At 46.9% G+C, this 17,875-nt stretch carries 13 protein-coding genes and 1 pseudogene; 4 read left to right on the forward strand and 10 right to left on the reverse strand.

Translation table 11 applies throughout. From position 1 onward, the window contains the following. Positions 1 to 25: 25 nt before the first annotated feature. Complete coding sequence (locus tag ETA_RS04345; RefSeq protein ID WP_012440396.1) at positions 26 to 328, reverse strand: SymE family type I addiction module toxin; 303 nt, start codon at positions 326 to 328, stop codon at positions 26 to 28. A gap of 238 nt (positions 329 to 566) precedes the next feature. Between ETA_RS04345 and ETA_RS04355 the strand changes: the two are divergent. Together ETA_RS04355 and ETA_RS04360 are read left to right on the forward strand one after the other, a co-directional pair. Continuing rightward, positions 567 to 1,565: pseudogene (locus ETA_RS04355) on the forward strand (RHS domain-containing protein); the annotation flags it as partial. A gap of 136 nt (positions 1,566 to 1,701) precedes the next feature. Next, on the forward strand, positions 1,702 to 1,914 hold the full coding sequence (locus ETA_RS04360; RefSeq protein ID WP_012440399.1) for a hypothetical protein: 213 nt from the start codon (positions 1,702 to 1,704) through the stop codon (positions 1,912 to 1,914). 47 nt (positions 1,915 to 1,961) lie between these two features. On the opposite strand, the gene ETA_RS18665 is transcribed toward ETA_RS04360, so the two are convergent. The 9 genes from ETA_RS18665 to ETA_RS04400 form a co-directional block, all read right to left on the reverse strand. After that, complete coding sequence (locus ETA_RS18665; protein WP_012440400.1) at positions 1,962 to 2,192, reverse strand: hypothetical protein; 231 nt, start codon at positions 2,190 to 2,192, stop codon at positions 1,962 to 1,964. 33 nt (positions 2,193 to 2,225) lie between these two features. Next, positions 2,226 to 3,251 carry a fimbrial protein gene (locus ETA_RS18770; protein WP_012440401.1) on the reverse strand — a complete coding sequence of 342 codons (1,026 nt, stop codon included), beginning with the start codon at positions 3,249 to 3,251 and terminating at the stop codon, positions 2,226 to 2,228. Positions 3,252 to 3,362: 111 nt separating this feature from the next. Next, a complete protein-coding gene (locus ETA_RS04375; RefSeq protein ID WP_012440402.1) occupies positions 3,363 to 5,954 on the reverse strand; it encodes a fimbria/pilus outer membrane usher protein in 2,592 nt (863 codons plus the stop codon). A gap of 316 nt (positions 5,955 to 6,270) precedes the next feature. Then, the gene (locus tag ETA_RS19850; protein WP_157861780.1) at positions 6,271 to 6,423 is read right to left on the reverse strand and encodes a hypothetical protein; all 153 of its coding nucleotides are present in this window, start codon (positions 6,421 to 6,423) and stop codon (positions 6,271 to 6,273) included. Positions 6,424 to 6,822: 399 nt separating this feature from the next. Next, positions 6,823 to 7,326, reverse strand: coding sequence for a fimbrial protein (locus tag ETA_RS04380; protein WP_012440403.1), 504 nt, complete (start codon positions 7,324 to 7,326; stop codon positions 6,823 to 6,825). Positions 7,327 to 7,989: 663 nt separating this feature from the next. After that, positions 7,990 to 8,499: a fimbrial protein gene (locus ETA_RS04385; protein ID WP_012440404.1), complete on the reverse strand. Its 510-nt coding sequence runs from the start codon at positions 8,497 to 8,499 to the stop codon at positions 7,990 to 7,992. A gap of 437 nt (positions 8,500 to 8,936) precedes the next feature. Further along, the gene (locus ETA_RS04390; RefSeq protein WP_012440405.1) at positions 8,937 to 9,620 is read right to left on the reverse strand and encodes a fimbrial biogenesis chaperone; all 684 of its coding nucleotides are present in this window, start codon (positions 9,618 to 9,620) and stop codon (positions 8,937 to 8,939) included. Between the two features lie 51 nt (positions 9,621 to 9,671). Beyond that, on the reverse strand, positions 9,672 to 10,220 hold the full coding sequence (locus ETA_RS04395; RefSeq protein ID WP_012440406.1) for a fimbrial protein: 549 nt from the start codon (positions 10,218 to 10,220) through the stop codon (positions 9,672 to 9,674). A 380-nt stretch (positions 10,221 to 10,600) separates the two neighbouring features. Continuing rightward, positions 10,601 to 11,311, reverse strand: a complete 711-nt coding sequence (locus ETA_RS04400) for a PilZ domain-containing protein (protein ID WP_012440407.1) — start codon at positions 11,309 to 11,311, stop codon at positions 10,601 to 10,603. Between the two features lie 597 nt (positions 11,312 to 11,908). On the opposite strand from ETA_RS04400, the gene ETA_RS04405 reads away from it, so the two are divergent. Continuing rightward, positions 11,909 to 16,537 (forward strand): membrane-targeted effector domain-containing toxin, encoded by a 4,629-nt coding sequence (locus ETA_RS04405; RefSeq protein WP_231853300.1) that lies wholly within the window; start codon positions 11,909 to 11,911, stop codon positions 16,535 to 16,537. Positions 16,538 to 16,707: 170 nt separating this feature from the next. Beyond that, positions 16,708 to 17,802 carry an ADP-ribosylarginine hydrolase Tri1 gene (gene tri1, locus ETA_RS04410; RefSeq protein WP_012440409.1) on the forward strand — a complete coding sequence of 365 codons (1,095 nt, stop codon included), beginning with the start codon at positions 16,708 to 16,710 and terminating at the stop codon, positions 17,800 to 17,802. The last annotated feature ends 73 nt before the right edge of the window (positions 17,803 to 17,875 follow it).

The following is a 17,875-nucleotide window of genomic DNA, read 5'->3' on the forward strand; positions in this document are numbered from 1 at the left end:
CGGCCTTTGTACCTTCAGCCGCCCTTCACGCCAGCATCTCGATCATCCGCTTTTTAGCCTGCTCCAGCTCCAGCTGCTGCGCCTTAAGCTGCTGTTCCATTGCCCGCAGCCGCCTCTCCTCGCGGCTGTCGGGGATCGGCAGCAGACAGCCGTCCAGCACCGCCAGGCTTACGCCGGTTCCCACCGCAAAACCCGCCTCCGCCAGCCACTTGCCCGTGATACTGACCTGTGGCGTGTCGCGATCTCCGCCTTTCGGGCGGTAGCCGACGGTAACGCGCCGCTGCGCTTTGGAAATCCTTGAATCTGAAATACAATCGTGCTCAGCCATGATTAACTACCTCGTATAGTTGCTTGTGGTTAGCGGCTGTTACAGGTTGCCTCCTGTAGCAGTCGCGTTAAATATCAGCGTGTTAGCTTGATCGCCTGTCTGACTTTCTCTTGTGCGATTGCCATATCCAGAAAATGGCAAATCATGTCCTGATCTTCCGTTTTTAACCCATCAACCTGTTTACACAACTCTTTTAGCCGCTTGTTTTTAGTATCAAAAACGTAAGGAGCGGGTTTTTCGTCATCAGCATGACGAGCTGGGCAACCGCACCCTCTCCACGCTGCCGGATGGACGCGAGCTGAAGAGCTTTTATTACGGCAGCGGACATCGCATCCAGATCAACCTGGGTAAACGGGTTATCAGCGAAATCAGCCGTGATGCCCTGCACCGGGAAACCCGCCGCAGCCAGGGGGGGCTCATCTCTGAGTATGTGCGTGATGAAACGGGCAGGCTTATCACTCAGCGTGCTTCACAGGGCGGCAAACTGAAGGTTGCCAGGGAGTATGGCTGGCGGCGCAGCGGCGAGCTGCAGCAGATGGTTGACCTGAGCAGCGGCGTGTACCGCTACCAGTACGATGCGCTTGGTCGGATAACACAGGCGGGGGAAGAACGCTTTGCTTTCGATCCGGCGCACAATCTGCTCTCAGCGGCGACGGACGCCCCGTTGCGAGACAACCGCATGCGGGTATATGAAGACAAACGCTGGGAGTACGATGCGCACGGCAATGTGACGGAGAAACGCATCGGGCGGCATACGCGGCAACGGTTTATCTGGAACGCAGAGCACCAGCTGGAGGAAGCGCACGGCGAACGGCGTGGGGTGGAGCAGTCCACCACCTACGGCTATGATGCGTTTGGCCGTCGCGGCTGGAAGAAGGATAAGTTCGGCGTCACATACTTTGTCTGGGATGGTGACCGGCTGTTAAGCGAGATACGGGGCGCACGCAGCCATACGTGGGTGTACGAGGATAGCGGTTTTGTGCCGCTGGCGCAGATTAGCGCCACGCAGGGCGATACGGAAGAGCAGGCGGAGATCCACTGGTATCATACGGATCAGGCAGGGATGCCACGCGAGCTGAGCAACCGCAGCGGCGATATCTGCTGGCAGGCAGATTACCGTGTATGGGGCAACACGCGGCAGGTGAGTTATGCGCAGCAGGTTGCTGACGCCGAGACAATACACCAGCCGCTGCGTTACCAGGGCCAGTACTTTGATGGCGAAACGGGTTTGCACTATATTCTGACGGAACTTCTTCTAATGTGAGTGGCGTTATCCATGATGCGCATCGTGGTATGCCAAACCCTACCAAAAAAGCTCGTAAATGGCTGATTAGTCACGGTTGGACACCACCAGACTAAACATGAGAGGTATTATGAAAATCTACGGATATGAGAATGAAGACAGTGATTTAGTATCTCTTCAGGAAATATCGTTACAAGTGACTATCGATGAGTTAAAGAAATTATCAAGTTTTATCGATAATGCAATTAACATGATGGAAAAATACGGAGATGAATTTGGGCATGAACATTTTTCAGACTTTATAAAATCAAAAAAGTACCCAGATATTATCATCACTAAATAAATTTAAGCCGGAAGCGATCCTTCCGGCCTTTTACCTTCAGCCGCCCTTCACGCCAGCATCTCTGTCATCCGCTGTTTAACCTGCTCCAGCTCTTGCTGCTGCGCCTTAAGCTGCCATTCCATTGCCCGCACGGAGATCGGCAGCAGACAGCCATCCAGTACCGTCAGCTTTCCCCGACTATAAAAGCTTATCGCAGAAAACCACCACGTTGGAAAAAGTGATGCGAAACCCGCCAGGTAGCGGCGGGCTTCGCTTTGGTTAAAAGGGGAGTATGCCATGAACAGGCTTTTCAGCCATCGCTGCGGGCTGCGCTATTTAAACGTGACGTCCACATTTGCCGAGGCGCTGGATACCCCGATTTTTGGGGAGTTATTCAGCCAGCGCAGACTGGCAACAAAATCATTTTTAACCACGCTGCCATTGACATAGCCCAGTGGTACGCTGGTGTTTAACGGAATAAATCTGTTTTGATCATTAGCCGGTGATACAGAAAAGCCAAAGCCGCTGTCGTTACTGGGTAAAATCATATCTCCGCCGTTGGTTGGGTTGGTGGTGCTAAAGCTGACGTTCATTGCCTTGCCCTGGCAGTCTTGCCCCGCATTGGTTAAATTTGCCACCACAGAGAACTGAATCTGTTTTTCCGTTTTTCCCGCCTGCGCATTGTGTGACTGAACAGGACCAAAATCCAGCGTGTTGCCGTTATTTGCCACCACGTTAATTTGCGGTTTACAGGAGACAAAGTGGATATTTGACAGGCCACCCAGGTAAGCATTATAAGATGATGATATAGAGTTGCTATTTTTCGCACCGACATTAAATAAAGCATACTCTCCGTTACTATGAATATTCCCATCTGCAGGCAGGGCTTGGCCCGTGGCTTTGATTACAATAGAAAAACTGACTATTACAGGCTCTGGAGGGCAGAGTAATGGCGCACAACCGACTAATCGAGAAACAAATAGCGCGTTTTTTGGCATGATTGGGCGATCAGCGCCGCGATATTTCACGTATATCATAAGCGACGGGGGAATATTTGAAATCATGTTTGTAGGATCAAAGTTTAGAAAAATATTACCTTGGTTAACATTAGATTGATAGTCCCTACACAGTAATTGGAGAGTTATTTCTGGGGATTGCCAAATAATGGTTCCCGGCTTCAAATCGGCGGTTGAAATCTCGATGGGCTTTTCGATCTTAGTTGTTAAATGACTAGTGGAATTACCTTGAGTATCAAAGCATTCAACTTCAGCCATAGCACTATGAGAAAAAACGTACAAAATAATCGCCAAAATAATGGCGCTGAAATAGGCATTTTTTTTGCTTAAGGTTATATACATTGAATAAATCCTTATCTGGATAACGTATACTTTTTTCTGACTGATTTATCCGGGCTTCAGCATGGCCCGGATAACAGGAATAATTATTGCCCCCCCCTTTTCGGAGGACGGTTACTTAGGCCTGCATGTCAGGCTGAGCTCCTGATAGCCCGCTTTTGTGCTGGCCTGAATCGTCGGCAGGGTGATCCAGCAGCGCTGTGCCGCCCCTTCACCCCACTTCACCTGCAGTCGTTCATTGCTGCTGATGCCGGAAACATAGGTGCTGCCGTTGGTACCCACGGTGCCAACGTTACCGCCGTCTGCGTTAAACACCGCCGCGCCGATGGTGGGTAAATTACCCTCTGCACTTTGCAGATGGATCAGTAAACTCTGGCCGCTGCGCGTTTCAAAGGTGACCCGGGAAATCGCGCCTTGGGTCGGCACAATATCTTTGACGGCCATCGGAATATCCAGCCCGGCTCCAATATCCTCGGTGCGCAGCGCTACCCGGTTATGGCGATAAGGCATGGCAGAATTCATCACCGCATAGCCCGCCCGGTTGATGGCGACACCGGCCTGATTCTCCAGCCGCACGCCCTGGGCATTTTTCGCCTGCACCAGCACGATGGTATTTTGCAGCGGTTGGCTCAGGGTTATGCCACCGCTGTGCGCCAGCGCGCCACCCGCCAGGTTCAGCGAGCTTTGCTGATAGTTGCCGCTCCATGCATAGCCCATATCAATATTCCCCATGCTGCCCATATAGCCCGAATTAAGGCTGCTGGTTTCACCGCCCGCGCGTGAATGGCCGGTTTGCAGGCCATAGTTCAGGCGGTTGTCATCGAGCAGCGTCCCGCTTACGCCACTGCTAACACTGTCGCCGCTCTGCCTGCTGTGCGACAGGTTGAGATTGGTGTTCAGCTGATTACCGCCGAATGCGCTAAATGGCATCGAGAGGTTAAGAGCAATGCTGCGATCCTTATCACCGTAATTACTGCGGCTGTCCTGTAAGAAAACGCCGTAGCTGATTTTTCCTACCATGCCGTTCACGCCCGCTTGCAGGGTGCGCTCGCGTTGCTCCGATCCCCAGTAGCTCTGGTTTGAAAGGGTGGTATAAAGTGATACCGGCCCGATATTCTGGCTAATCGTCATATCCACACGCTGTCGTTTATTGTTATAGCGCCCGGTGTAATAGTATTTGTGTTGCGGATTAGCCCAGTCGGGGATACCGTCCCCGCCGTCAGCGTTGTCGTGGTATTCATTGCGGTAACGGCCATTCTCATAGTTGGCCCGCTCGGACACCATATCGTTGAAATCGTAATAGCCTGATGTGGAGTAGCGGTAACCGGCGATGCGAAATTCGGTGCCCATTTCATTCAGCGATTTGGCATAGAGCAGGCGAAAGCTGTTGCCCTGCTTGTTATCACCATTACTCAAGTCAGTATCTGACCACGCGCTGTCGAAAGAAACAGCACCAAAGTTTCCGAGGCTTTTGCCCATCCCCAGTACCGCAGAGCGGTAGTGATCCGCCAGCAGCACGCCACCATACGGCGTGATGTCGTATTTCATGCCGTGTGAGAGGGTGCCCTGGATAAAGCGTGGCTGCCAGCTTGACGAGCCGTTCTGATACTTACCTGCCGTTAGCGAGTAGTCCCAGATCCCTTCACGCAGCATATTGGGAACGGAAGAAAACGGAACGCTGAAGCTCTGTTTTGAGCCATCGGCTTCAAAAACCGTTACCACCAAATTTCCGCTTGAGGTACTGGGATAAATATCACTGAGTGCAAAGGGGCCAGGCGCCACGTTTGTACTGTAAACCGTATAGCCATTTTGACGGACCTCAATGCGCGCATTGGTGCGGGCAACCCCATGGACTACCGGCGCATAACCGCGCAGGCTGTCCGGCAGCATTTCAGGAATACTGGCAAGCTGCACACCACGGAATTGAAAACTGTCAAATACCTGATTACTGGTGCTGCGTTGGCCGACCTGCAGGCGCGAGCGCAAGGGGGCGATATCGGTCTCCAACCAGCTGGCGAAAGGCTTCCAGCGGTTGCCGCCGTTGGGCTGCTTCTGCCAGCTGGCATCATTGCGCAGCCGCCAGCGCCCCAAGTTAACCCCACTATTCGTGGACAAGTAATAATAGTTGCTGGCACCGTTCAGGCCGCCAGCGTGGTTACGGTTGCGTGTGGCGCTAAAGTTATAATTAATAAACCCGGCGTTTATGCCATCGTCATAGACCCGCGTTGGGATACTGCCTTGTGCCATGGGGATAAGAAAAATTTGTGGCACCGAGATGTCCACTTTTTGTATGCCTGCATCATAAGTAACCTGAGCGCCGGTAATCTGGCTGGCAAGGTCGACACAGTCTGTTTTCTCGTCCTGTGCTGCATCAAGCCGGATACCATATTCGCGGTATTGCTCTGAGCTGAGACAGAGCTGAACGGGTTTATCGGCAGCGACTTTTCGAAATTCAACCGAGCGATGATCCACCTGCTGCCCGTTGAGGAATATATCAAAGGGGTAACTGCCGGGTAGAATATTATCGACGCTGGTCAGTGCATTCACGGCGGAGGCATCTCCGTGGATAAATGCGGTATTAAAAGTTTCTTCAGCTAACACCAGAGTGGAATTCAATGAAAGAAGTATTGCAGCCACGATAGGGGATAAAGAAGAGATATGTCGTTTCCTGTCATCGGCAGGGGGGCGGGTAATGGCTACAATCATTAAATTTCTTCCAGTGTTAACATCGTTATCGTTCAGTCCGTCACTCCAAGGCTGATATCAATAGTTCGATCGTTGTCGATAAAATTGAGATATATCTGGAGCTTAGTCGTGGCTATTTTCATCCTGAGTGATGACTTTATTTATCAGGTGAAACCGCTGCGCATCGTAGCCGGCAGCATGGTTTAGTTCTAAGGGTTGATAATAAATATTCAGCTTTTCAGCTCGCCTGAAAAAGTCCTTATTACAACAGTAAAATATTTGATATGGCAATCAGATAAGGTTGCATGGAATAGTTTTTGTAATTGATTGGATAGGTTTAATTAGCAAAGGAAGCCGCCAGCACCACTCCAGCCATATGCAAGACAATTTTTATCGTTTTTACTTCCTCTAATAAAACCTGCCGAATCGATAACCCTGTTGCTACATCGGTGAAATACTCTTTTTCGCATTCCTTTAACATAAACAGCATAAGAGATTTGCTATAGGATAAATTTATCCCTGAGTTGTGATATGATTAATTATTTATATTTATCCAGCGCGATTTATTAAAAGGTAAAAACTATCGTTGATAGCATTCTGTTGATTTCATTAGTTTATCTGTTACGGTTGCCGTGAGTTAATGTCAGCACCTGATGACCTGGTCGTTACTTTCAATCCTTACCTGGCGATGCTGACACGCATTTCTGCCCACTAACTCAAAATAACGACTCCTCATTCCGGGTCTGTTTTTACCACAATAGATGAACGCAGCTGCGCATCTTTACCGGCAGAGGAGATTATTTTGAAGGCTTGGGTGCTTAATCTCCATATCTTCACATTATGGTTTTAAATACACCACATCAGCAGCGACCAACAGGGTACTGAATGATTATCCATAAATGACTTCAACAGTTACGCTGGCGTTTGCCGGGCCAGCGGTGACGCTGTTCTCGTAGGAGTAATAGTACGCGGCCAGTTGAAAATCAAGGACACCCAGGGAAGACGTTTGTGTAAACATATTTTCACCCGGGGGTTGGGTAAAACTATATATATTGTTTTTATTTATGTCTAAAATTATAATCCCCACACCTTTAGCGCCATCGACCGCTAATAAACTTTCATAACTGCTGACGACATTTCCGCTCCACTTAAGCGCTATTTTGCTATTTGGACAGCCGGATATATGTATTCCAAAAGGTTTATGTGGACTTTCAGTCCCGCTCTTTGAAAAGAACGAAGTGGGGTACTTCCCCAGATCCACTACCAGGGGCGTGCTGTTCATACTTAGCGTACAGGTTTGTACGATATCGCCTCTGAAATTAACGGTATCGGCAGCCTGAGCACAGGCAGATGCCAGCAACATCACAGCCAGAGGTAAGAAAAATGTTCTCATTTTTATTTCCCATAATAAAAAAAATTAATAACTATATTCCAGCCCTGATGCAGTCATCACTCACGTATTCCTTTAACGTTGAAAGAACAACAGGAGAAACCTTATTGATGATGAATTTATCCCGGAGCCGGTAGTTTATTAATTATTTATATTTAGCTATTGCAGGTTATTAACAGGTAAAAGCTATCATTATTTTTATCTTGTTGATTTAGTTGTGTTATTTTGCGATTTCATGAGACGAAAAGACAATGGTGCGTTTTAAGGTCGTGTGGAAAGTTTTCCCCAAAAGTGTGGTGATTTATACGTCGATAAAATTATTTAACTGATTGAGCTGTTTTTATTACTATGCGCTGCGGCAGATTAACTAATAGCCGTGTAGTATCAGAAAAAAGATTTATATGTTTCGGCTGCTGTTGGTTAATGTAGAGTGTAATGAACTGGCGTTACTATCAATCATTATCTGGCGATACTGACACCCTCTTCAGCACTAACCCGGAATAACGAATCCTCATCTCTGGCCTGTTTTTCACCACAATGTATAAAGCACCGCGGGCATCTTTTTCGGCAGAGGATTATAATAACGATATGGTTTTTGATATCCAAAACTCAATATTGTCGGTGTAAATAAACCTTATCAAAAAGGGTAAATACGGTTATGGGTAACTATCCATAAGTGACTTCAACAGTTGCGCTGGCATTCGCAGGGCCTGCGGTGACGCTGTCTTGGTAGGATTCATAGTATGCGGCCAAATTAAAATCGTAGTTGCCAATATCTGGCATGGTTATAAACATGTCACTATTTGGGACTCGGGTGAAAGTAGAGAATTGATTACCCGGCTTGTTTATAATCCGGACTCCCAAGCCCAGAGCACCATCGACCGCTAATAAATATTCGTTTCCGGTGACTATACCTCCGCTCCACTTGAGCGCAATTTTGCTATTTGGACAGCCGGATATATGTATCTCAAAGGGTTTTTCCGGGCTACTGGTGCCGTTCTTGGAAAAAAAAGAGGTGGGGTATTTCCCCATGTTCACCGTCAGGGGATTGCTACTCATACTTAGCGTGCAGGATTGAATTACGTTGACGGTGAAATTAAGTTGAGTACTCGCCTCAGAAACGGTATTCACCAGTATCAGGACGACGCCAGCCAAAGATAGCAGAACATTTCTCATTTTTTTTCCATTAATCAGAACATATTGAATAGCAATGTATTAGGGTGCGCTTAACATGCCATCTATCGTACTCATGTCCAGTGACCATGTATGGTAATCACTAGCGTGGAAGTTTGGCGGATAGTAAATGTAATCTGGTTTTATAGGGCGATTGATTATCTGTATTTATCCAATGAAATCCATTTAATGGTAAAGCTATCATTCAAAGCATCCTGTTGATCGGAATGATTTATATAGCAGTCTTTAATGTCGGAAAGATGTACTGCATTTTTAACGCACGGATCCATACGGTTGCTGGGCATTCTTACCAGGGGAAGAAGACCACCGTGGCTGGGATGCCCGGCAGGGTATAATTTTGCCAACGCCGCTGGTCGCAAAAATTATTTAGGCCTTACTTCCCCTGACAACAATCAGCTGTGGTGGACAATCTTTCTGGTTTACAGGCTGATATCCTTGACCTCACTATTACCGCCATAATCATTGATATAGCTGAAACTTAACCGGGAACCATTTTCTGTACCTGCCGGAAGATTGATCGTTGCACGATCGAAAGGTTTAATCATGTCAGCATTAATAGTCTGTTTTTTACCGTTGCTGCTGGTTAGCGTTATCGTGCCCAGCGTAATATTAAACGGACCGCTATTTTCAACCGTCAGTTGATTGCCCTGACGATGCCATTTTAATGCTGCTGCCTGCTTCTCTAAGCTGGTGTTAAGGCCATCGGGGCGATAGAACAGTTTGATTCGGGTGCGAACCGCGATCTGCAGTACGTTTTCCTTGTTAGACGTTGGTGGGATTTCCTGTACGTTGACCCAAAACAGCGATTCACGATCCTGAGGTAGTCCCTTACCAGAATAGATGAAACGCAGTACCGCTTCTTTATTACCGGCAAGTTTTAACACCGGTGGGATCACCTGTAGGGGAATATCCTGAGGTGTTTTACTGGCGTCGCCTTGGTCAAGCCAGGTTTGTACCATATAAGTATCTGCTTTATCGTTATGGATGTTCAGCGAGGCGGATTGCGCACTACCATTATAAATAACCCGTGTTGCATCAACCTGAATACCGGCCGCAGCGCTGAAAGAAATGCAGCACAGCAGAGCACTTAATAAATTTTTCATCGATCAACTCTTCTAAATGTGAGCCCTCCGTGGCAGACATGGTCATAATGACTACTTATATGCGATAACGAATTTTACGTTGGAAGCTGCATCACCAGAGGAAACTTTTTGCGCGAAAGACTTATAGTGTGCTTTCAGGTTAAAAGTGGTGATATCAGTTGCACCCGCAGCTTGCGCTGCTTGCCACGTTGTATCATCTGCTGGCTGATTCAGATTAATGACTTTATCGCCCGCACCCAATATTTCGATGCCGACTCCAAGATCAGACGTCGATTTGAGTGCTAATAAATTTGGGCTGCTATTAACGGTAGTACCCTCAAAACGCAGCCCGTAGTTATTGGCTGCTTTCGCACACCCAGTTAACCTGATAGTAAAGGGCACATCAGGCGTTTGGTCACCTATGTTTTTGAAAATACTGGTAGCATATTGCCCCAGCGTTACCGATTTTGATTGATCTCCACTATCGATAACGCAGGTGGATGCAACGAGAGAACCTAAAAACGAAATGTTACCGCCAGGGTTATTAACTGATTCGGCCTGTGCATTAACAGCAGCGAGCACTAACGCCACGCTAGCGACAGACAGCAAAGATTTTTTCATGTTTACTCCATAGATTAAAAAGGGTGAGCGGTGAATCGGACATCGTCATTCCCGACCAATTTCTCCTTTATCTCTTCGTCAACACACAAGGCAAAGGCTGTCAGGGAGTACTTGTTAGTTCAAAAATAATTTATTCCGAATAGTTCGCACTATTGATTATTAATTTTATGACAATGCTGCCAATCAACAGGTAGAAACTATCATTAAATACATCCTATTGATTTGGATATTTAATTTAACTCTTTCTGGAAGGGTGGGGGTGGGACCGTATGCGCGGCGGATAAAAACCGCCTATGTTCTTTATCGACAATCAGATGAACATCTGAATACATCAGTTTATTTAACAAAATGTTAGGCAAGTAACACGATAGTCATGCCCGTCAGCGTAGACGTTTTATTTTTTTCTGCTCAAGAAGAATCTCCATTATGATCCCTTCAATTTTTCGATTAAAGGATTTGGATGGTTTCTGGAAGCGGCAGGAGATGATATAGTAAATTATTTTATTGTGTTCGTTATCAAATGAAGTAATTTCTTTAATGTCTGAAAACATCAAATCTACCGGGTAACTGTCCCATTTTCCTAAGTGTATAATCATATTTTTTAATAAAATACCTGAGCGTGTTAGTTCTGGTAGTGGGCGCTGGTACAGCAGACCAATACCGTCCCGTGACAGATCCTTGATGCGGAGCTTATAATTGAAACCATCGCGGAAACGCCCTTCACAAAAAAAATTATAGCTTTCATCTATCGCAATTCGGGTGAGGCTGCGGCGTTGTGTTATGGTAATTTCTATCGGAAAATCATAAAGTAAAGTCCCTGTCTGGCATTCAGTTTCTGATTTTCTGGTTGTAAAACTAATCCGTTCACATCGACCTTTTATCACCACTTCAACTGGCGTAGCGACGCTGTGGAGATCTTCCAAATAGGCAATGCTCAAATTCTTCAGGTCAATATGCAGAAACTGACAGCTGAGTGTACGTTCTGGTAATATAAACTCAACATTACCATTCTTTTTCATCGATTCACGCAGCAGTGCCAGAATTTCGTAACGGTCATTTTTTTTAAGTTCTTTATATTTAGACGTTAGCATTTTAGTCGTACCCTGCAGTGTGAGTGAAGATCATTTTATGAAATGACATTTTTGGGGTGCCAAACACCTATGGGTTGCTATTAAAGTCTTGTTGTTACATTCAAGTTTTAAACATTGTTACAGCCATTTCGTGCCGTTATCTATCTGACCAAGACTATTTTCACGAGTATAACTCTGCATAATCACGCTAATTTGTGATCCTTCGCTCATAAACGAATCGGCCCTGCCGGGTATTAATCAAAGAAGGCATCGTGAGCGGCATATTGCACACTGAATCGAATCAGCCAGCTTAAACATGGTCATTAAAAAAATAAAATCGGTTTTTGATATCAATAAATGTCAACTGACTGAAGTCACGATCGAAATTCCGTTACCTTGATACATGTCCAATCTAACTTATTCACCGGAGAATGTATCGTGCCCAATATAAATCTGCAAATAAACCCACAAACCACTTTCTCCTGCTCATCCGGAGGCTCCGCCAGTAAGCATGGCGAGGCCACCAGGCTGAGCAAGTTGCTGGGGTCCGCTACCAACTCGACAGTCAGGTATCTTATCGATCCGGTACTCAACACAGGGAGGGGGATTTACAGGTCATTGCATGAATGGTCACCCTGGCATGTTTACCGCGCCTGCGAACAGGATTTTGAGCTGCAATCGGTGCACGACAAGGGTGATGAGCTGCTCAACCGGGCGGAAGCCATCAATCATTCCAGCCGCACGCAGAATGAGCATCAGACTCTGCCGTTAATACTCAAGGGAAAAGTGGGGATTGCCCTTGGTGCGGTTTTGCTCAGCGGAGCAGGCTGTGGGGCGGGGTATTATTTTAGAAGAAATGTCAGCGATGCCCCGACGGGGGACTTCAGCGAGGATCCCCCCGGCACGACAGCGAGCAGTAGTTCAGGCATTCCGTATAACGCGAGTGGCAAAACACTGCGGGATCCAATGACGATTCATCTTCATCGTCATGATGACGCGGCAGGCGGCAACGGTTCCCCTAGCCGACCCGGTTTCTATGCCCTGCCGGAGGCAGACAACATCCCTGCGAATGGGATGCCTGACGCCGGAAAAAGGAAAAAGCGACATATTAAAATACCCGACACGATCAAAGAGGCAAACAGAAAAATAATCTGGCATCTTTATAATGAAAATTATTTGGAAGAGATCGATGTCAATAAAACAAATATGCTTATTGCGGCATCCGATTATCTTTTGACTGTAGATGGTTTCACGCAAGAGGATAAATTCAGGCTGTTAGCCAGGAAAGTACTTGCCGCAGCAGGCCTGTATGGCGGAGAAGATCACGAAACGCTTTCAATGCAGCAGGTAAAAGCTGCCATCCGCTACTGGTTTTTCAATAATGTACTGGGAGGTACTCCTGAAGAAGTCATCGCAAAAAAGATGGCGTTCAGCAAGTCTCCTACTGATTATACGCCCGGTAAGATTAAAAAACTCTTCTCATTTGAAATGCTCTATTCAAACTCCTCATCATATGTTGACGAAGTCGACAAGAAAAGTTTTGATGCTTTTAATCTGATGTGGACTTCGCTACTGAATGAAGAAATGCGTTTTTTAAGATTCGCAGATGCGTTAGATAAGGGGTTTGTGCTTTACGGTGAAAAGTTCGCTTCTCTTTATGCTGGAACGAAATTTTTTGAAGACGTAGAATATTGGAGCTGTACCGCAGAAGAAGCGGTGAAAGCGGGTGACGTGATATGGAATCTGGCTCTTAATGGCAATATCACAGAGCATCAAATAGATTATCTTCGCGTACCGGCTCTCTTTTTTATCGCCAAGAATTCACCGAAAAAATTCGCTAATGAAGTCCCTATCCGCGATCTCAGTTCGGCTGCCATTATGGAGTATATCGTCAGCCGGAAAAAAAACCTTATAATTTCACTTTATAATTCTTATCTTAATGCGGTAACTTCTTGGCGCAGTAAGGGGAAACTGGCTGATGATTTTATATCTCAGTGCCCCACCGCAGAATTATTCGCACTGCCTGATATAGCAGATGGCATCCGAAATGAGCAGCAGCGCCGTAAAAATGCCGTACCTGGCGTCAAGCAGAATTATTTAAACGGTTGGAGGAAACCCTGCAAAAGTTCGCCTGAAAGTTTGAGTGATGAGTACAAAAAAATAACATTAAATGTTGCTGACAGCTTTAAGGAGCTTGATAAAAATCTTATTTTATCGGCTTTTGAATCCTTGCCGGTCGTTGAGCATGACTTTATTTCTTCATTGGATGCGGTGATGTTTCCGGTGGCTTTTAGTATGAGAACCAGCCGGGGTACGTGGGCCACGTATGGCATAGCAACGAATAACGACTTCAATGTCTTTCTGAAACATACCGATCTTATTTCTGTGAATCATCTAAGGGAGGAAAGGATCTATGCTCTGAAAAGAAATAATGAGAAACATGAGGGCTACAGCATTATTCGTGTTGACTATGATATTAGAAAATACATTGATTCTGACATCTTTAACTACAATGGATTTGGTACTTATTACCGGGTGGATGGTAACAAAGTGAAATGCAGTAATGATAACTTCGAATATACTATCAAGGCTGACCGCAGTCACGTATCCGCTAGAGACGGTGATATAAAATCGCTTATCAATTTCCTCAGCACATTACATCGTGACAATCTCTACCAATCTCTTTATGAAATGGGAAACGACAGCTCGGATATCATTAAAATTTGGAACATTGTCAAACACACTATTCCTTTTTACGATTGCGCTGAAGGCATAATGAATAACGATCCCGTTCAGGGGGTGCCTTCCTGTATTATGGATGGTATTTCATCAGCACCTGCATTCATGCTAGCTGTAGATTTGACTGGGCGTTTTGGGATGAAGCTTGCTCATGCAGCTCTTCATGGTGTAGCGACCGTCGGCAAAGCGGGGGTAATATCAGTAGTTAAACACACGCTTAAACATGTCGGTCCTCCCGGCATTGCTGAAATGACTTTATTAGGCAAAACGGCGCTGAGAGGCATCGATCCAGGTTTTGAGCTGCTGTCGACAGCCAGCCGGAGTTTTAGTAAAAGAGTGTTAGCGCTGTTGGCATCCGATAGCAAAACGTCTGGATTGGCGCAAAAGATTGCACCATCCGGTGTTATCGACAGCCAGCCTTTGACACCACCGGCAGAATTAATAATGGCTTCAATTCCCGGCACGGAATTAAGTATAACTTTAAAACGTATCAGGCATGAAAATGGGAGGGATCTGTATGTACAGTTTAATCCTGAAACAGGGGAAGCGTTCGGCATCCCCTATTATCTGGTTGGCGAATTTTTTCATCAAGCCCCGGTAAAATATCTCGATGAGAATGCTTATTCTGACAGTAACCTTGAATATGTAATCAATGAGGTGCCTGCATTAAATCTTGCTCACTTAACACATTTAACACCTGATGATAAAGGGTTGTACAGTTATATAGATTTTGTTACGCATCAAAAAAGACGCGCTCTAAAAGTCAAGGGTCTATTCTATCGTATTGAACCGGGAAGAGAGGCCTGGTCAATAAGATTTAGCGATAAAAAGAATATAGAAGTCGCTCGATTTGACGATATTTATTATAAAATCAATGAAGCGACGAGGCTGGATGTGAAATATCAACCCTGTCGGTCACTACGTTCGCCAACCGGGCGCTGCGTGCATTTGTCCCCCATGCTGGAGAATGCCTTCAAGGAAAATAAGCGTTTTGGGACCCCGGAAAGACATTTGCCCACGCTAAACCCAGCAGAATCTCATCCGGGGCTTTATAAAAACCCACACGGGAAGTTGTATATAAAATATGAGGATGTTTTTTTTAGATTGAAAAATGAATACCCAAAAAAACCGGATGAAATTCTGTCAGTCACTGGCCCAAAATCAGGATTTATTTTCGGTAAGTTAATGAAGAAGAAAATAGCGGAGGTGACTGCTAGCAGAGATGGAGGGGGGTACTACTTTAATACGCCGGAAGAAAATATGATGGAGTGCGCAGGAACCAGTAAAGCCGTAGCAGAGCTGCATTCTGCCATGAGAAGACTGTCGTTTATGGATCATCGAAATTTTCTCATGCCTGAAAATATGAGGGCGACTGCAATAAAGATGGATAAAAAAGTATTGAATGACAGAGATTATTATTCTGACGGCCTTGAAGCTGAGGAGGAAAATATAGTCATTACTTTCAGGAAGAATACGGAAAGTATGCTGGCGGATGCGAGGAACTTCTTCCTAAAAGGAACGGACTACCTTAAAAAAGGTGATGTCCCTGCCATAGCTTTATCGGATGAACCGAAATATTTCCTCTCAAAAATATACGAAAAGAATAACGGTATAGCGATAGGTGAGTATCACTCATCAATAGCCAGCAAGAAGTTCATCATTGAAAATATTGATGTTCTCCACAAAAATGGCGTCAGAACGCTCTATCTCGAACATCTACAAACCGATATGCATCAGGATGATCTGGATGGCTTCTTTAAAACGGGGGTAATGTCAGTCAGGCTACAAAATTTCATTACCGAACTGGATTTAATGTTTGAGACGGATTGGCTTGGACGCTATACGTTTATGACGCTAATAAAAACGGCGCAGAAGAGGAAGATCCGTATTACGGCTATCGATTCATTTGTCAGTTATTACGGTATTCCGCCAAGTTCAGGAAGCACTGACAGAGTGGCATTAATGAATTATTACTCTCACCTGCTGATCAATGTGAACCAGTTACATCACCAGAGTAAATGGATTGCTCTAGTGGGGAGTGCTCATATAAATACATTCGAAGGTGTGCCCGGTCTGGCTGATTTAAACGCGGTGGTCAGCATTCGCGTTAACGATCTTCCCGCTGATGAAACGGGAGGGATATTTAAAGATCCAGGTGAAATTTATCGCTGTTCCCGGGCACATCGCCCCAGGGCGGTACAGGGGGATTTGCTGCTTGAAGTTGGGGTGACTAACGCAAGACATACTATGACGCCCCCTTCTGTCATAACGTTATTAAAAAATCCCGGTCAGTTTATTATTGAAAAGAGAGGTGTTAAAAACTTTCTGGTATATATGGACAGATGGCATAACTTGTTACATTACCCTATCGATCTTACGCCTGATAATCGTTTTTACCTGAATACCAATGAAGAGCGGTGGGATATCGTTTCCAGAGAAAGTTTTGAGCGTCTTGATGAGATGGTGCGCTTTATTGAGAACAACCGTGTAATGACACTGGTTGCCTGACAGGGGCGTTAACGCGCCAGAACCCTTACTGATATTTGCGAATGTATGCTCCTTCTGCTGCGACCGATATTTTTGCCACATCGTCTGCGGTCCTGCTATGACTCCTGACCGTGCAGAGGCGGCTTGTGCTCTGCATGTAACCGCTGTTTACCTTTGATGAGAAAAGAGCTATGTCCGCCGATCTACGTCAGCCGGAGTCACTGCTGAGCACCTATGTATTTGACCATTATCGTCAATACTGTCCGGCTGAGTATCATGATGCCATCGCGCACGGGTGCGATCTTCATCTGGACTATTCTCGCTGGCTGAATGGACACAGGCCGCCGCCATACTGGTTAAATCATCCGCCAACGCAGGGCAGCGAGCGGCAGCGGTTAGATCGTGCCAAAGGGGCGCTGGTCGGGCTGGCGGTGGCGGATGCGGTGGGCACCACGCTGGAGTTTTTGCCGCGTGACCAGCAGTTCGTCAGTGATATGGTCGGCGGCGGCCCCTTTCAGCTGAAGGTCGGCGAGTGGACCGATGACACTTCAATGGCGCTGTGCCTGGCGGAAACCTATCTGCACCTCGGCAGGCTGGATCTGACCGATTTTCGTAACCGGCTGGTTAACTGGTATCGGCACGGGGTCAACAGCGCCAACGGCATCTGCTTTGATATCGGCAACGCCACCCGTCATGCGCTGGAGCAGTATCTGTTACAGGGGAGCGACTGGTTTGGCAATACCGGGCCGCAAAGCGCGGGCAATGCGGCGATTATTCGTCTGGCCCCGGCGGCGATCTTCCAGCGTCACTCCCTGCTGCGTACCCTGCATGATGCGGAACAGCAGGGGCGTGCCACCCACGGCGCGCTGGAGTCGCTGGACGCCAGCCGTCTGCTGGGGCGGGTGCTCTGTTTACTGCTGAATGGTGCCGATAAGCGCACGGCAATGGCTCCGGGACTGTGCCCGTTTAATGCCCGAACCGCGCTGATTAATGCCGGGGAATATCAACATAAATCCCGAGCGCAGATCCGCTCCAGCGGCTATGTGATTGATACGCTGGAAGCGGCAATGTGGGCGGTCTGGCAGACGGATAATTTCCGTGACGCGGTGCTGCTGGCGGCCAATCTGGCCGACGATGCCGACAGCGTGGCCGCGACAGCCGGGCAGATTGCCGGCGCGCTTTACGGCTACAGCACTATTCCGCCGGACTGGCGGGAGAAACTGGTCGAAGAGCCGCGTATCGCCCGGCTGGCACAGCAGTTGTTTGCAGCCGCTCCGGCGGCGTAGTCTATCCTGTTCTGCCGCTCAACCTGACTGTGCGCTGGCTATTGATAAAGCCGTATCGGGAGGATGAATACCA

The organism is Erwinia tasmaniensis Et1/99 (assembly GCF_000026185.1).
In the GTDB taxonomy this organism is placed as follows: domain Bacteria; phylum Pseudomonadota; class Gammaproteobacteria; order Enterobacterales; family Enterobacteriaceae; genus Erwinia; species Erwinia tasmaniensis.

Coding starts and splice junctions, on each gene's coding strand:
- ETA_RS04345 (WP_012440396.1), bottom strand. CDS start 328: ATGGCTGAGCACGATTGTATTTCAGATTCAAGGATTTCCAAAGCGCAG.
- ETA_RS04360 (WP_012440399.1), top strand. CDS start 1,702: ATGAAAATCTACGGATATGAGAATGAAGACAGTGATTTAGTATCTCTT.
- ETA_RS18665 (WP_012440400.1), bottom strand. CDS start 2,192: ATGGCATACTCCCCTTTTAACCAAAGCGAAGCCCGCCGCTACCTGGCG.
- ETA_RS18770 (WP_012440401.1), bottom strand. CDS start 3,251: ATGTATATAACCTTAAGCAAAAAAAATGCCTATTTCAGCGCCATTATT.
- ETA_RS04375 (WP_012440402.1), bottom strand. CDS start 5,954: ATGATTGTAGCCATTACCCGCCCCCCTGCCGATGACAGGAAACGACAT.
- ETA_RS19850 (WP_157861780.1), bottom strand. CDS start 6,423: ATGCTGTTTATGTTAAAGGAATGCGAAAAAGAGTATTTCACCGATGTA.
- ETA_RS04380 (WP_012440403.1), bottom strand. CDS start 7,326: ATGAGAACATTTTTCTTACCTCTGGCTGTGATGTTGCTGGCATCTGCC.
- ETA_RS04385 (WP_012440404.1), bottom strand. CDS start 8,499: ATGAGAAATGTTCTGCTATCTTTGGCTGGCGTCGTCCTGATACTGGTG.
- ETA_RS04390 (WP_012440405.1), bottom strand. CDS start 9,620: ATGAAAAATTTATTAAGTGCTCTGCTGTGCTGCATTTCTTTCAGCGCT.
- ETA_RS04395 (WP_012440406.1), bottom strand. CDS start 10,220: ATGAAAAAATCTTTGCTGTCTGTCGCTAGCGTGGCGTTAGTGCTCGCT.
- ETA_RS04400 (WP_012440407.1), bottom strand. CDS start 11,311: ATGCTAACGTCTAAATATAAAGAACTTAAAAAAAATGACCGTTACGAA.
- tri1 (WP_012440409.1), top strand. CDS start 16,708: ATGTCCGCCGATCTACGTCAGCCGGAGTCACTGCTGAGCACCTATGTA.